Source organism: Luteimonas chenhongjianii (assembly GCF_002327105.1).
Lineage (GTDB): Bacteria > Pseudomonadota > Gammaproteobacteria > Xanthomonadales > Xanthomonadaceae > Luteimonas > Luteimonas chenhongjianii.
Genome location: NZ_CP023406.1, coordinates 2,658,115 through 2,672,752, shown reverse-complemented (window position 1 = coordinate 2,672,752; position 14,638 = coordinate 2,658,115). Strand labels below are relative to the sequence as shown.

The window sequence follows — 14,638 nt, the reverse complement described above, 5'->3', positions numbered from 1 at the left end:
CCATGGTCACACGTCGCGATGCCCTGAAACTTTCCCTCGGCGCCGGACTCTCGCTGGCGATGCCCGGCGCGCTGCTGGCCCAGGCCGCGCAGTCGCCGATGCTCACGCGCGTGATTCCGTCGAGTGGCCAGCGCATTCCGGTCGTCGGCCTGGGCAGCTCGGCGACGTTCTCCAAGACAGCGGGCGAAAACGCCTCGGCGCTGCACGAGGTGCTGCGCACGCTGGTCGAGCAGGGCGGCGCGGTGTTCGATACCGCGCCGAGCTACGGCGCCTCGGAGGAAGTCGCCGGCAGGGCGGTGCAGGATCTCGGCATTGCGGACCGTGTGTTCTGGGCGACCAAGGTCAACGTCGCCGGGCGGGGCGCCGATGCCAAGGCCGATCCCGCGCAGGCGCGCGCGCAGATCGAGACCTCCTTCTCGCGGCTCGGACGCGACACCATCGACCTGATCCAGGTCCACAACCTCGGCGACGTGCCGACCCAGCTCGGCATCCTCAAGGAACTCAAGGCCGACAAGCGCGTGCGCTACACCGGTGTCACCTCGACCAGCAAGCCGGCGTATCCGCAGCTCATCGAGATCATGCGCAACGAGCCGCTGGATTTCATCGGCGTCGATTACGCGATCGACAACCGTGATGTCGAGGAGACCATCCTGCCGCTCGCCGCCGAGCGCGGCATCGGCGTGCTGGTCTACGCACCGTTCGGACGCACGCGGCTGTGGGAGCGCGTCGGTGACCGCAAGGTGCCGGACTGGGCGTCGGAATTCGACGCGGCCACCTGGGGCCAGTTCTTCCTGAAGTTCGTGCTCTCGCACCCCGCGGTGACCAGCGTGACGCCGGCGACCAGTCGCGCTTCCAACCTGGTCGACAACCTCACTGCGGGGCGCGGGCGCCTGCCCGATGCCGAGCAGCGTCGCCGCATGATCGCGTTTATCGAAGAGCTGCCTGCGGCGACCTGATCGGGCTCGCTACGTAGCCGGGGGTATGAAGCGGTCGAGCGGGATACGCAGGTAACGCCGGCCGGCTGCGTCGGGATCGGGCAGGCGGCCGCCGCGGATATTGACCTGCATCGCATGCAGCATCAGTGCGGGCAATGGGAGGGTCGCATCCCGCTGCCGACGCATCGTCACGAATGCGGCCTCGTCGACCGCGCCGCGAAGGTGCACGTTGTGCGAGCGCTGCTCGGCGACAGTGCTCATGCACGCAGGTGGGCGGCCGGGGGCGTAATCGTGACCCACGAAGAGCGTGGTCTCGCCCGGCAGCGCGAGGATGCGCTGCAGCGTTGCGTAGAGCCGGTGCGGATCCGCCCCTGGAAAATCGGCGCGGGCCGTTCCGCTGTCGGGCATCATCAGGGTGTCGTGCACGAAGGCAGACCGGCCGACGAGATAGCTGACCGAGGCCGCCGTGTGGCCAGGGGAAAACAGCACGCGCACCTGCAACGCCCCCAGATCGAAGGTGTCGCCGTCCTCGAAGAGCCGATCCCACTGGCGACCATCGCATTCGAAATCGTCGAGGCCGTACAGCGCCTTCCAGATCGACTGCACCTCGGTGACGCGGGCGCCGATGCCGGTCGGCGCGCCGAGCCGGTCCTTCAGGTAGGCCGCGGCCGACAGATGGTCCGCGTGCGGATGCGTGTCGAGAATCCAGGCGACCTCGAGCCGCTCGCGTTCGATGTGTGCGAGCAGTGTGTCGGCATTGCGCGTGGAAATCCGGCCTGAGGGCGCGTCGAAATCCAGTACCGGGTCGATGACGGCTGCGTGCCGCGTCGCCGGGTCGGCGACGACGTACTGGAAACTGCCGGTGGCCTCGTCGTACAGCGAATGCACGTGCAAGCCGTCATCGGGATGGAGTTGCATGGTCGCGCCGCCGGGACGTTGCGGCTCAGCCTTCCTCTTCGGTCTCGAACTCGACGACCGCGTCGAGATCGAAAGCCAGCGCCTCGACGGCTTCGCGCAGCTTGCGTTCGGTCGAGGCATTGCCCACCTCGATCTCGATCGCATGCATCTTCGGGCCGCTGACATCGTGCAGCCCGGCGGAACTGGAGTCGGCGTCGTCCATGTGCGGCATCAGGTCAGCGACCTCTTCGACGTGTTCGATCCCGTCCACGCTCTGCAGGAGATTCATCACTGCGCGCGCGGTGTCGTCGCTGCCGGTGAGGCGGATGCGGAGCATGGGCATGTGGTGGTCTCGTTGGTTGGGATGGACGCAGGCTAGGCAGCGCCCCGGAAAGCCGACGTGACGAGACAGGCGAAGACATGGCTGCAGTCGCACGCGACGGACGCGGGGTCGCGCCCGGGAACGCGAAAGATGGGGGCCGGAGATTGATGCATGCTGCCGTCCGCGCAAACGCGTCCCCCGCTCGACGTGGTGTCTGCACTTCCTGCACGAGTTCGACAGCAGCGCATCGAGGGGCTTGCGAGTGGGTTCGAGATGCCGGTGAATCCTTTTGCCGACTTCGAGGCGCAGCGCGCAGGCATCACCATCAGCGGCGCGGGCAGGGCTGACGGAACGCTCGAACCGGTCGGCGCGCACATCCGTGCGGCGGCCGGACGTGCTCACGATCTCGCGGACCGTCAGACGCATGCCGGCGCCCGGCGCGCTCGCTGGTGAGCAGCCATGTCCCGCGTGCCGGATCAACACCCGGTCAGGCTGCTGGTCGACGTGGCATTGCCGCGATGATCGGCGGTACGGATGGCCGGGTTCCAGTGCGGGGACTCCCTGATCGCCGGTGTCGCATGCGATGGCCGACTCGCAGCGAAACCGCGCTGGCTGTCGCCCCGTCACGCTGGGTAGCGACGACAGCCGCCGTGACGCCAGGCACCGCGCGTCAGACCGGACGCAGGCGCTCGAAGGTCAGCGTGGTCTCGCCGTGGTACTGCGTCGGACCGGTTTCGACGTAGCCGAGCTTGCCGGCCAACTTGCGCGACGGCGCGTTGTCCGGATTGATGATGCAGACGCTGCGCCCGCCGAAAGGCTGCGCGTCGAACCAGGCATGCATCGCCTGCGTGGCCTCCAACGCGATACCGCGGCCCTGCGCCTCTTTTGCGAACACCCACGCGGCTTCCGGCGAGGCGGAGAACGCAGCGCCGAGGCCGCGACGGAAGTCCGCGAAGCCGACGCCGCCGATGTTGCGGCCGGTCTTGCGCTCGATCACCGCGAAGATGCCGAAGCCCAGCGCGGTCCAGTGGCCGATGTAGCGCAGCAGCCGGTTCCAGATGTCCTCGTCGCTCGGCACGACCCGGGTGATGTGCCACATCACCTCGGGGTCGCGCATCAGCGCACGCAGCGCGTCGAAATCCTCGATCGCATGCGGACGCAGCAACAGGCGGTCGGTTTCGATCCGCATTGCACTCAGGACGAGGGCGGCGTGCGTACCGGCACGCTGATGTTGCACAGGTCGATGTGTCCGGCCGGCTGCACGTACCAGTCGTCGCGGCGGTTGCGGCGCGACTCCACGACCGCGTCGAACAGCGGCGTGTCGGTGCGCAGCACCTGCAGCGGCGTGCGCTCGCCCACGGGCACGTCGGATGCGAGACGGATCCGGCGGATCGGTGTGCGCAGCGATGGATCCTCGTAGAAGCCAAGCGGACCGGTGCCGCGCGGCAGCACGCTCAACAGTTCCATGCCCTGCAGTACGCGACCGACCGTGGTGATGTTGCGGTCGAGCTGGCGTGGCGACTGGCCGGTGACCACATAGAGTTCGGTGCCGTTGCTCGAGTCGGGCGCCATGTCGCGGCCCGCCCCAAGCGTGCCGTAGCAGTGCGCAAGCCACGCGCGTCCATTGCCGCGGCGGTCGTCGCGCGCGGCCGGGAAGCCGTCGACGAAACCGACCCGCGCCGCCCAGCCATCGGCATCGGGCAATGCGTGAAACGCGAGGTCGGCAGCGGCGCGGTCGAATTCCGCCGGCAGGCTGGCCCGCGCGCTGCCGATCGGCCGGCCGGGGACGCCTTCTTCGGTGATGTCGCCGAACTGCACGACGAAGTTGTCCTGCGAGCGGTACAGGCTGAGCCCGTCCCAGAAACCGCCGCGGGCGAGGGTGCGGATGTTGGCGACATGCTCGGGCGCGAAGGCCGGGGCCAGCTCGATCACCACGCGGCCGCCGTCGAGGTCCATGTACAGCAGGTTGGCCGGATCGGGCGTGCGCCAGTCGGCGTCGGTCGATGCCTCGAGCAGTTGCTGCGTGGACCGGGTTTCGAGCGCAACGGGCGCGCCCGGCGTGGCGCAGCCGGCCAGCGCGAGCATGCAGGCGGCGAGGGTGGCGGACAGGATATGGCGCGACGGCTGGCGCATGGATGGGTTCCCCTGAAAGACAGATCCGATTGTGGCCGAGTCGATGGTCAGCGTGACTACCAGCACATCCGCTATAGCGAAGTCCGCAATAGCATCTGGATCAACCTGGCGGAGATCGCGAATGGCCGAGGCCCCGGATGACAGTGATCTGCAGCTGCGCAAGTTCCAGAAGGAACTGAGTGCGGGCACGGTGTCGCTGGCGTTGCTGGCGGTGCTGGGCAGCACGGACGAGCCGATGTACGGCTACCAGATCGCCAAGCGCCTCGAATTGCTCGACGGGGTGCTCAGTGGCAAGCAGAGCGCGCTGTATCCGGTGCTGCGCAACCTCAGTGCCGCCGGCCTGCTCGACAGTCATGTCGAGCCGTCGGTCGCAGGGCCGCCGCGCCGTTACTACCGCATCACCGAGGCAGGGCGGACCACCCTGCAGCAGTGGACCGCCGCCTGGCGGGCCACACGGGATTCCGTCGACGCCGTCCTGGAGGGGCTGTGCCAATGAACAGCATGCGAATGAACGACAACCGCCCGCCGCAGAGCATTCCCGAATACCTCGAACAGCTGAGCCAGTCGCTCGCCGGCGCGGATCCCGCACTGGTGCAGGACGCGCTCTACGACGCCGAGGAATATCTGCGCTCGGAGCTGGCCGAACAGCCGGGCCGTTCGGAAGCCGAGGTCATCGCCTCGGTCGCATCGAGCTACGGTGCCCCGGAGGAAGTGGCCGACATCTACCGCGACACGGAGGTCAAGGTCCAGACCGCGCTGCGGCCACCGGCGCCGAAGCCGCGCACGTCGCTGCTCGGGCGCTTCTTCGGTGTCGCCGCCGATCCGCGCACCTACGCGTCGATGTTCTACATGGTGCTGTCGCTGGCGACGGGCATCTTCTACTTCACCTGGGTGGTGACCGGCCTGTCGGTGTCGCTGAGCCTGGTGGTCGTGCTGATCGGCATTCCGCTGCTGATCCTGTTCTTCGGATCGATACGGCTGCTGTCGCTGGTCGAGGGCCGGCTGGTCGAAGTGATGCTCGGCGAGCGCATGCCGCGCCGGCCGCTGTACTCGGCGCGCGGACGCAACTGGCTGCAGCGCATCGGCGACATGTTCACCGACGTGCGTACCTGGAGCACGCTGTTGTACATGCTGGTGATGCTGCCGCTGGGCGTCGTCTACTTCACGGTCACCGTGACCCTGCTGTCGCTGTCGCTGAGTATGGTCGCAGCGCCGCTGGCATTGCTTCCGGGGTTGCATCTCAACGTCTGGGAATTCGGTATCGATATCCCGCAACAGGCCCCATATCTGCTGCCTCTGGTCTCGGTGGCCGGCGTAGTGCTGCTCTTCGCCAGCCTGCATCTGTTCCGCGGCATCGGCCGCATGCACGGCAACATCGCCAAGCACCTGCTGGTGAAGACGGCGCAGTACAGCTGAGGTCGTTGTTCGATCCAGAAGAAAGGCGCGCCGGTCTCACCGACGCGCCTTTTTTTCTGCATGGTCCATGCCAGCGCGGCGCGGATCAGAGATGCGTCTTCGCAGCCCGCTTCGCCGCACGCTTGCGCGCGGTCGTAGCGGCCGGCTTCGGCTTCGCCGGGCTTGCGCCCTGCACGTGCGACGCGATGAAGTCGCGGACCTGCGGATACACCTGGTTGCGCCAGCGGCGGCCACTGAAGATGCCGTAATGTCCTGCGCCTTCGACAGTCAGGTGGGCGCGGTCGGCTTCGGCGACGCCGGTGCACAGGGTGTGCGCGGCGCGGGTCTGGCCTTCGCCGGAGATGTCGTCGAGCTGGCCCTCGACGGTCAGCAGCGCGGTGCCGGTGATGCGGGAGGGGTCGACGCGTTCGCCGGCCACGATCCACTCGCCGCGCGGCAGCAGATGCTGCTGGAACACCACGCGGATGGTGTCGAGGTAGTACTCGGCCGGCATGTCGAGCACGGCGTTGTATTCGTCGTAGAAGCGGCGGTGCGCCTGCGCGTCGTCGTCGTCGCCCTTGAGCAGGTTCTGGTAGAAATCCCAGTGCGATTCCAGATGGCGCTCCGGATTCATCGCCATGAAGCCCATGTGCTGCAGGAAGCCCGGATACACCAGGCGGCCGTGGCCGGGATAGTTCGCCGGCACCGGGTGGATGACATTCTGCTCGAACCAGCCGAGCGGCTTCTCGGTCGCCAGATTGTTGACCGCGGTCGGCGACTGCCGGGTATCGATCGGCCCGCCCATCATCACCAGCGAGCGCGGCGTGGTCTCGCCGCGCGCGGCCATCAGCGACACTGCCGCGAGCACCGGCACCGTCGGCTGGCAGACGCTGATCACATGCAGTCTGGCGGCGCCGATGTGGCGGATGAATTCCTCGATGTAGGCGACGTAGTCGTCCAGCGAGAACGCGCCGGCCTCGGCCGGCACCATGCGCGCATCGATCCAGTCGGTGACATACACCTTGTGGTCGCGCAGCAGGGTGCGCACCGTGTCACGCAGCAGGGTGGCGTGATGGCCCGACAATGGCGCGACGACGAGGACGGTCGGCTGGGCCTTGATCTCCTCGAGATGCGCCGGATCGTCGGTGTAGCGCTTGAAGCGCAGCAGCCGGCAGAACGGCTTGACCAGCGCATCGAGCTGGACCACGGGATAGGTGCGACCGTTGCCGGGGTTCTCGACCTCGTGGATCGCGAACGGCGGCTTCTCGTAGTCCTTGCCGACCCGGTACAGCAGCTCGTTGGCGGCCGACAGCTGTTCCGAGCCGGGCAGGGCCGACAGCCAGGTGCTGTTGGACGCGAAGGCGCGCGCATTGGCGTCGGCCAGCAACGTCCAGGGTTTCATCCAGGCGCGGCCCATCTCGTGCAGTTGGTAGAACATCGACCTTCCGTCAGTGGTGTTGCTGCGACGCAGCATATCGTATCGGCCGTGAAAGCCAGGGTCGCCGCAGCGCGCAAGGCGGCGGCATGACGGCCGGCGTCAGCAGGCTTCCAGCGCGGTCGCCGCATCCGCCAGTGCCGGCGACAGCCAGCAGTGCGAGCCCAGCGCGCGGAAGCCGGCGCCGGCAAAGCGATCACGGTAGAAGCGCGCCGGCCGCTGCTTGAAGCCGTCGTCATCGCCCTCGGCGCCGTCCTCGCGGGTGAAGCATTCGAGGAAGGCCACGCCGCCGGTGAGTTCGGCCAGGCCCGGCAATCCGCGATCGAGTTCGCGCGTGTCCAGGTAGTGCAGGACGTCGCTGCAGACCAGCAGGTCCACCGGGCCGCAGGGCCGCAGCATCGCGAAATCGCCGAACCTGGCGTGGTGCAGGTTGCGCGTGCGGCCGAAGCGGGCGACCGCGTATTCGCTGGCATCGAAGCCGAGGTACTCGAGCCTGGGGCGAAGCTTCAGCAGCGGCGCGCGCCACGCGCCTTCGCCGCAGCCGATGTCGAGCACGGTGCGCACCGGCCGCTCGAGATGGTATTCCGCGGTCGCCACGGCCAGGGCGACCTTGCGCGCCAGTCGCGCGGGTCCGCCGATGTCGCCGGCGCGATACCAGCGGTCGAAATAGGCGCGGTCGTACTGCTTGGTCATCATCGGGCCGGGCGTAAGAGGATGCGCATTCTAGGCGCTGTGGCCGAGCAGCCGTGGCTGCGAGGTGAGGGCGCGCCGCTCGTGGTGTCGGCGATCGCGCGCCGGCATGCGATCCTGTGCACCAGCCGAGGGAGCCAGCGCGATGCAGTCATATCTTTGGGTCAAGACGTTCCATCTCGTCTTCGTGATGGCCTGGATCGCCGCGGCGTTCTATCTGCCGCGAATCCTCATCAACCTTGTCGAGGCCGGCGCGGCGGGCGACGTGCGTGCGCGCCTGGTGCTGATGGGCAGGCGGCTCTACCGCTTCGGCCACGTGATGCTGGGCCTGGCCCTGCTGATGGGTCTCGTGTTGTGGATGGGCTACCTCGTGATTCCGGATTTCCCGACCATGGCGCCGATCGGCAGCGGGGCAGGCTGGCTGCACGCCAAGCTGGCGCTGGTGGTCCTGCTGATCGTGCATTTCGTCGTGGGCGGCAGCTGGCTCAAGGGCGCCCAGGCGGGCCGGGCGCTGCCCTCGACCAAAGCGCTGCGCTGGTTCAACGAGATTCCGGTGCTGCTGCTGGTCGGTGTGGTCTGGCTGGTGCTCGCCAAGCCGTTCTGAGTTCAGCCCGAGGACGCCGCAGGCCAGGAGCCGTCGCCGACCACCTGGTCGCGCCCCGCATGCTTGGCCCGGTACATGGCGTCGTCGGCACGTCGCAGCAGCGCTGCGGGGCTCTCGTCGGCCGCCGTCAGTGACGCCAGTCCGATGCTTGCGGTGAAGTGCAGCCCCGGCACGTCGAGCATGGGCGCCAGCTCGCCGATGCGCCGGCGAATGGTCTCGAGGCGGGCATGGGCGGCTGCCCCGGCCAGGCCCGGCAGCAGCACCAGGAATTCCTCGCCGCCCATCCGCATCACCTCGTCGGCGTTTCGGGTCACCGCGACCAGCGCATCCGCCACGGTGATCAGCACACGGTCGCCGACATCGTGGCCGTGGACATCGTTGATCCGCTTGAACAGATCGACGTCGACGAAACCCACCGACAACGGTATGCCATGGCGGCGTGCCACGGCGAAGGCTTCGTCGAGACGAACGAGGCCTGCGCGCCGGTTGGGCAGCCCGGTCAGCGGATCGGTATCGGCGAGCTGACGCATCGCATCGCGCTGCGCGCGCAGCTGTCCGTATCGGGTGGTGAGCGTGTAGGCCATGACCACCAGGAACCAGGTCAGCACCAGCTGGACGATCTCGATGCGATACGCCGCCACCGTCGGGCTGCTGTTGATGATCGGCACGGCGAGCAGCAGGAAGGGCAGCGAGGCCGCCAGTGCGGCGACCGCGCGCCTGTCGCTGCGGCGGATCGACAGGCAGGCCAGGAGGCTCAGCCCGATCACGGTCAGCAGGAAGATGCGGTCGGCGATCCACCACAGTGCAGTCAGCGCCGAAACCGGGACTAGGGGTGCAAGCAGGCCGAGTGCGATCAAGACCCTGATTGCCCAGCGCGTGGCCCGCCGAAGCCGCGGGCGCTGCCCGGCGATACCGGTCTGGGCCGAGATGCCGTACGCGATCGCCGCGAAGCTGAGCGCCGCAAGCGCGACCTGCCAATGGGATTCCTGCTCGCCGATCGGCAACCAGGGTTGGGGAAATCCGCTCAGCCCGCCCAGGGTGGCCTGCCACAGCAGCAGCGTGACGCACATGCCGACGTGGCCGAGGAACGTCCTGTCGCGGGCGCCGACAAAGCCCATCAGTGCCGAGAACGCCAGCGCGAGCGCAATGGCCAGGCATGACGTCCGGACGACCAGGCGCAGGGTGTCTTCCTGCTGGATCGCGCTGGGTGCGCCGATCCGGATGCCGGGGATCCAGTGGGCCTTGAGCGGCGTGCGCCAGCCGACGCGGACAGGCTCGCGACTGCCCGCTTCCGGCACGACCACCAGGCCGACGCTTGCGCGAAAGCGCGGGTCGCGCGTCCGGGCGTCGTGCATGCGGCCGCAGACGACCCGATCGCCCAGGCCGATCATCACCTCGCCTGCGAACACGTTGAACACGCTGACCGCCTGCGGGGTGCCCGACCAGCCCTCGACGGGTGCCGGAATCTCGATCTGTTCGAGCGTCGCCAGCACGGCCGGATCGCAGCTGCGCATCGGGGTGGTCTCGTCGGTGGGCGTGCCGCCGAGCACGTAGGCCGGACCGCCGGCAGGGCCGTCGGCGGAGACCGCGCACGCGGCCAGCGCCAGCACGAGCAGAAGCACGAGCAGGCAACGCCGGATCAGGATTTGCGTCGGTCTCGCCATCGGAATGCCCGGCTGTATGCAGGCGTCCTCACGCCGTCCTGGGTGCATGCAAGTCCCATGCCGGGGCGGACCGCGATGACGGCGTGGCCCGGCAATGGCATGCCGGCGTGCCTGGGGCGCCACGGCCGGGGGGCATCCGTCGCTGGGCGGGCGCCGCGCCGGCCTGCAGCACCCGGGTCCCGATGGAATCGCGCGGCCGTGTCTCCGGAATGCGGCCCTGGCGCGCGGCGGCGCAGCTTTACTGCATGAACCAGCCGTGGCTGACCATCACACTCTGCCCGGTGAGCGCATTGGTCTCGAACGCCGCCAGCATCAGGGCGACATTGGCTACGTCGTCGACGGTGGTGAACTCGCCGTCGACCGTGTCCTTGAGCATGACGTCGCGGACCACCTCGTCCTCGCTGATGCCCAGTTCCTTCGCCTGCTCCGGAATCTGCCGGTCGACCAGCGGCGTGCGGACAAAGCCGGGGCAGATCACGTTCGCGCGCACGCCATAGCCTGCGGCCTCCTTGGCCACCGTGCGGGCAAGTCCCAGCAGGCCGTGCTTGGCGGTGACATAGGGCGCCTTGAGCTTGGACGCGGTGTGCGAATGTGCCGAGCCCATGTAGATGATGGCGCCGCCGTTCTTGCGCTTCTCCATGTCGCGCAGGCATTCGCGCGTGGTCAGGAATGCACCGTCGAGATGGACGGCGAGCATCTTCTTCCAGTCGGCGTAGCTGAAATCGGTCAGCTTGTTGACGATCTGGATGCCGGCGTTCGAGACCAGCACATCGACCTGTCCGTAGTGGGCGACCGCCTTCGCGATGCCCTCGACGACCTGCGCCTCGTCGGTGACATCCATCGCAACCGCCAGCGCATCGCCGCCGGCGGCGCGGATTCCGGCTGCCGTGGCTTCGGCCGCATCCAACTCCAGGTCGGTGACGACCACGCGGCCACCGGCCCGGGCATAGACCTCGGCGATGCGCTGGCCGATCCCGCTGGCCGCGCCGGTGACCACGCAGACCTTGCGGTCGAGTCGATTCATGGAGGGCGCTCCGCGCTGTGGGGAACGGCCAGCTTAGCGATGTTGCCGGGCGCTCCGTAGCGGTGGTGACCGAGCCCGGTGCCGCGAGGGCGCGCGCTCCGGCGCGGAGAGGCTCTGAAAACCTTTCGCGTGCGGGCGCGCACCCCAGGGAGGCGCGAGGCCTCAGTCGGCGGACGGCACCGGCGCGCCGACCGGGGCCATCCTCGGCAGCTCGACCGGCACGCCGTCGGCATTGCAATGGCCTGTCGCGCACAGCTGCGCGCGCAACGCCGGCGTGGCCTGGACGATAAGGTGATAGATCACGTTCTGCTCGACCGTGCCGCGGACCGCGCCACTGCCCGGGCCGCGCGCCCAGATCCCGACGTCGTCGCCGCCATGGGATTCACTGCGCATCGGCACCAGCGCTTCCTGCATGAAGTCGGGATGCTCGGTGTCGACCGCACTCAGGTCCGGCCGCCCGACGGCGGGCTCGAAGCTGCGCGGCTTGTGGAAATGGGTCTTCGGGCCGGCTGGCTGCTGGTCGCTGGCTCCGGTGTAACCGGGGCCGTTCGCATACACCAGGGTCGTGTAGGGCAGGCCGGTTCCGTCGAGGGCGTAGGCGTCCGGATCGTCGTCCTCGCTGACGCGGCCGCGCACCTTGCCCAGGATCGGATTGCCGCGGGTTGGATAGCCGACGAAGTTCAGCGTGTGCGAATGGTCGGCGGTGACCAGGATCAGGGTGTCGTCCTCGGACGTCAGCTCCGCAGCCGCGCGCACTGCCCGCGACATCGACACCGTCTCGTCGAGCGCGCGGAATGCGTTGCCCTCGTGGTTCGCGTGATCGATGCGGCCACCCTCGACGAGCAGCACGAAACCCTTGTCCTCCCGTGACAGATGCTCGATCGCGAAGCGGGTCATTGTTTCCAGATCGGGCTCACCGTCGGGCCCGCGATCACGGTCGTGCTCGTATTGCATATGGCTTGCTTCGAACAGGCCCAGGACGGACGGTGCACCGCGCGCGGCCTCGAACTGGGCCGTATTCCAGACGAACGCGCCATCCGGGCGGGCTGCCTGCCATTCCTCGATCAGGTTGCGACCATCCTGGCGGCGGCCGCGGACGCCGGGCATCACCTCGTCGCCCGGCAGGAAATGCTCGGCGCCGCCTCCGAGGGCGATGCTGGGACCATGGCCCGAACGCACGGCATCGATGAACTGGCTGGCGATGTCGGCGCAGCCGGCCGCGCGGGCAGCCGCCGGCATCGGGCCGTCACTTTCCCATTCGCGGTCGGGCACGTGGGCGTAGGTGGCGGCCGGCGTCGCGTGAGTGAGGCGCGCGGTCGTCACGATGCCGGTCGCCAGCCCGGCTTCGCTGGCCAGGCGCAGCCACGACTGCACATGACGCTGCTGGCTGTCGGCGCAGTCGGAGCGTTTGCCGGCCGAAACACCGATCGCACCCATATGGGATTTCACCCCGGTCGCGACCGCGGTCATCGTGCCGGCCGAATCGGGCGTTTGCGAATCGGTGTTGTAGGTCTTGGAGAAGCCGGTGGCCGGGAAGTGTTCCCAGCTCAGAGCGTGCTCCTCGCCGTTGCCGCCGAGGCGCTGGCCTTCGAGGATGCGCGCGGCGGCCACGGTGGTCAGGCTCATGCCGTCGCCGAGGAACACGATGACGTTCTTCGCCCGGCCCTCCATCGCGCCGTTGGCGGCGGCGCGCGCTGCGCCGCTGCGGTACCACCACTGCGCGGTCTCGTCGCTGCGGGAGGCGGCCGGCTCCACGTCGATCGGGCGGATATGGCCGGTGCCGGAAGGGCCGGGCGACGCGCACGCGGCGCAGAGCAGGGTCAGCGAGCAGGCGAGGCCTGCGGAGATGAAGCGCATGCGGGAGAGGGACCGTGATGGGGGGCAAGCGCGCAATTATGCCCGCCAGGCCGCGCCGGCTTCACATTCAGGGAGCGGCGGAGCTGTTGTATTGGCCGCCGGATGGGGACGCAAAAAGTCCGGATTGGTCGCATGGGCAGGACGCTGGCGTCCCAGCGCCGGCATCGCGATCACCGGTGCGCTCACGTATCGTCGCAGGTTGCATTCGGGAAGGCCGTTTTATGAGCGCTCTGGCGTGGTGGTTCAGGATTCCGTTCTGGCAACGGGTCCTCGGCGGGTTCGTGCTCGGCGCTCTGGCGGGCTGGTTGATGGGGCCCGCGGCCGGCACCTGGCTGCAGCCGCTCGGCACGCTGTACGTCAACCTGATCCGCATGATCGCGGTGCCACTGGTCTTCTTCGCGGTGATCAATGCGGTTGCCGCGCTGCACGGTCAGCAGTCCATCGCCGCGCTGGGCGGCCGGACCTTCGGCTGGTTCGCCGCCACTGCAGTGCTTGCGGTGGGCGTCGGGTTCGCCGTCGCCTACACCTTCAATCCGGGCCTGAGCATCGAGGCCGGCTCGCTGACCCCGGCCGCCGACTACACGCCGCGCGAAGTGCCGTCGGCGATCGAGGTGCTGTTGAACGTGGTGCCGACGAACCCGTTCGCGGCGTTGTCGAACGGCAACATCCTGCAGGTGATCTTCTTTGCTGGCCTGCTGGGCTTCGCGCTGGTGAAGCTGGGCGAGCGCGTGGCGGCTCTGCGCGCGCTGGTCGGGCAGGCATCCGATGCGATGATCCAGGTCACGCGCTTCGTGCTGGAACTCACGCCGATCGGGACCTTCGGGCTGATCGGCGCGCTGGTGGGCACCTACGGGTTCGAACGACTGCTGCCGCTGGGCAGCTTCGTCATCGCGCTCTATGCCGCCTGCGCGGTGCACATCGTGTTCGTCTACGGCGGCCTGCTGCTCGCGCATGGCCTCAACCCGCTGAAGTTCTTCCGCGGCGCCGCGCCCGGCATGCAGGTGGCGTTCGTGAGCTCCTCGAGCCTGGCGTCGATGCCGGTGGCCCTGCGCGCGGTTACCCACAACCTCGGCGTCAATCGCGACTACGCAGCGTTCGCCGTACCGCTGGGCGCGACGATCAAGATGGATGGCTGCGGGGCGATCTATCCGACGCTGGCCTCGGTGTTCATCGCACAGTACTTCGGCATCGAGCTGAGCTTCGCCCAGTACGCCGCGATCCTGCTGGCCTCGGTGCTCGGCAGCTTCGGCACCGCCGGCGTACCCGGCACCGCGGTGGTGATGGCGACGGTGGTGCTGTCGGCGGCGGGCCTTCCGCTCGAGGGCCTGGGGCTGCTGCTGGCGATCGACCGCATCCTCGACATGATGCGCACGATGACCAACGTCACCGGGCAGATGCTGGTGCCGGTGCTGGTGGCGCGCGAAACCGGGCTGCTCGATCGCGCGGTCTACGAGGCCGCGCACAGCAATGTGGGCATCGACGACGTGGAAGACAGCAGCGCGACCAGATAGCGGCGACGCCGCGGCCGGCGCGCGGGGCCTTGTCCGCCGGGTGTCGACGGCGTCCCGGATCGCATAGGCCCATGTGCAGGCCTGCGATCCGCAGCGCAGCATGCGCGGTCACCGCGGCGCAGCTTATAGTCGGCCTTCGTGCCCCGGGGAGCGGGGCGGACAGGGAACGAC

15 protein-coding genes are annotated in these 14,638 nt (G+C 68.6%); 6 read left to right on the top strand and 9 right to left on the bottom strand.

Translation table 11 applies throughout. The features are described 5' to 3' along the window. Positions 1–2 precede the first annotated feature (2 nt). Complete coding sequence (locus CNR27_RS12165) at positions 3–956, top strand: aldo/keto reductase (RefSeq protein WP_096299138.1); 954 nt, start codon at positions 3–5, stop codon at positions 954–956. Between the two features lie 9 nt (positions 957–965). Here the strand turns inward: CNR27_RS12165 and CNR27_RS12160 are convergent, their stop codons facing one another. After that, positions 966–1,853: an MBL fold metallo-hydrolase gene (locus CNR27_RS12160; protein WP_096299136.1), complete on the bottom strand. Its 888-nt coding sequence runs from the start codon at positions 1,851–1,853 to the stop codon at positions 966–968. Positions 1,854–1,878: 25 nt separating this feature from the next. Continuing rightward, positions 1,879–2,175: a hypothetical protein gene (locus CNR27_RS12155; protein ID WP_096299134.1), complete on the bottom strand. Its 297-nt coding sequence runs from the start codon at positions 2,173–2,175 to the stop codon at positions 1,879–1,881. Between the two features lie 150 nt (positions 2,176–2,325). Here CNR27_RS12155 and CNR27_RS15350 point away from each other — a divergent pair, with 150 nt between their 5' ends. Beyond that, positions 2,326–2,607 carry a hypothetical protein gene (locus tag CNR27_RS15350; RefSeq protein WP_157745457.1) on the top strand — a complete coding sequence of 94 codons (282 nt, stop codon included), beginning with the start codon at positions 2,326–2,328 and terminating at the stop codon, positions 2,605–2,607. A gap of 217 nt (positions 2,608–2,824) precedes the next feature. Here the strand turns inward: CNR27_RS15350 and CNR27_RS12145 are convergent, their stop codons facing one another. Continuing rightward, positions 2,825–3,343, bottom strand: coding sequence for a GNAT family N-acetyltransferase (locus CNR27_RS12145; protein ID WP_096299131.1), 519 nt, complete (start codon positions 3,341–3,343; stop codon positions 2,825–2,827). Positions 3,344–3,348: 5 nt separating this feature from the next. Further along, positions 3,349–4,287, bottom strand: coding sequence for a peptidylprolyl isomerase (locus tag CNR27_RS12140; protein WP_096299129.1), 939 nt, complete (start codon positions 4,285–4,287; stop codon positions 3,349–3,351). Positions 4,288–4,408: 121 nt separating this feature from the next. Between CNR27_RS12140 and CNR27_RS12135 the strand changes: the two genes are divergently transcribed. Then, on the top strand, positions 4,409–4,783 hold the full coding sequence (locus CNR27_RS12135; RefSeq protein ID WP_096299128.1) for a PadR family transcriptional regulator: 375 nt from the start codon (positions 4,409–4,411) through the stop codon (positions 4,781–4,783). 5 nt (positions 4,784–4,788) lie between these two features. Continuing rightward, positions 4,789–5,703, top strand: coding sequence for a sensor domain-containing protein (locus CNR27_RS12130; RefSeq protein ID WP_425435521.1), 915 nt, complete (start codon positions 4,789–4,791; stop codon positions 5,701–5,703). Between the two features lie 85 nt (positions 5,704–5,788). Here the strand turns inward: CNR27_RS12130 and CNR27_RS12125 are convergent, their stop codons facing one another. Beyond that, positions 5,789–7,156, bottom strand: a complete 1,368-nt coding sequence (locus CNR27_RS12125; RefSeq protein ID WP_179948175.1) for a polyhydroxyalkanoate depolymerase — start codon at positions 7,154–7,156, stop codon at positions 5,789–5,791. 63 nt (positions 7,157–7,219) lie between these two features. Next, on the bottom strand, positions 7,220–7,810 hold the full coding sequence (locus tag CNR27_RS12120; protein ID WP_096300615.1) for a class I SAM-dependent DNA methyltransferase: 591 nt from the start codon (positions 7,808–7,810) through the stop codon (positions 7,220–7,222). Positions 7,811–7,952: 142 nt separating this feature from the next. Between CNR27_RS12120 and CNR27_RS12115 the strand changes: the two genes are divergently transcribed. Further along, positions 7,953–8,411 carry a CopD family protein gene (locus CNR27_RS12115; RefSeq protein ID WP_096299126.1) on the top strand — a complete coding sequence of 153 codons (459 nt, stop codon included), beginning with the start codon at positions 7,953–7,955 and terminating at the stop codon, positions 8,409–8,411. A gap of 2 nt (positions 8,412–8,413) precedes the next feature. Here CNR27_RS12115 and CNR27_RS12110 read toward each other — a convergent pair whose 3' ends face one another. From CNR27_RS12110 to CNR27_RS12100, 3 genes are all read right to left on the bottom strand, one after another. Next, positions 8,414–10,033 (bottom strand): sensor domain-containing diguanylate cyclase, encoded by a 1,620-nt coding sequence (locus CNR27_RS12110; protein WP_222843098.1) that lies wholly within the window; start codon positions 10,031–10,033, stop codon positions 8,414–8,416. 280 nt (positions 10,034–10,313) lie between these two features. Then, complete coding sequence (locus CNR27_RS12105; RefSeq protein WP_096299122.1) at positions 10,314–11,099, bottom strand: 3-hydroxybutyrate dehydrogenase; 786 nt, start codon at positions 11,097–11,099, stop codon at positions 10,314–10,316. Between the two features lie 162 nt (positions 11,100–11,261). After that, complete coding sequence (locus tag CNR27_RS12100) at positions 11,262–12,956, bottom strand: alkaline phosphatase (protein ID WP_096299120.1); 1,695 nt, start codon at positions 12,954–12,956, stop codon at positions 11,262–11,264. A gap of 221 nt (positions 12,957–13,177) precedes the next feature. On the opposite strand from CNR27_RS12100, the gene CNR27_RS12095 reads away from it, so the two are divergent. After that, complete coding sequence (locus CNR27_RS12095) at positions 13,178–14,467, top strand: dicarboxylate/amino acid:cation symporter (protein WP_096299118.1); 1,290 nt, start codon at positions 13,178–13,180, stop codon at positions 14,465–14,467. Positions 14,468–14,638: the final 171 nt, after the last annotated feature.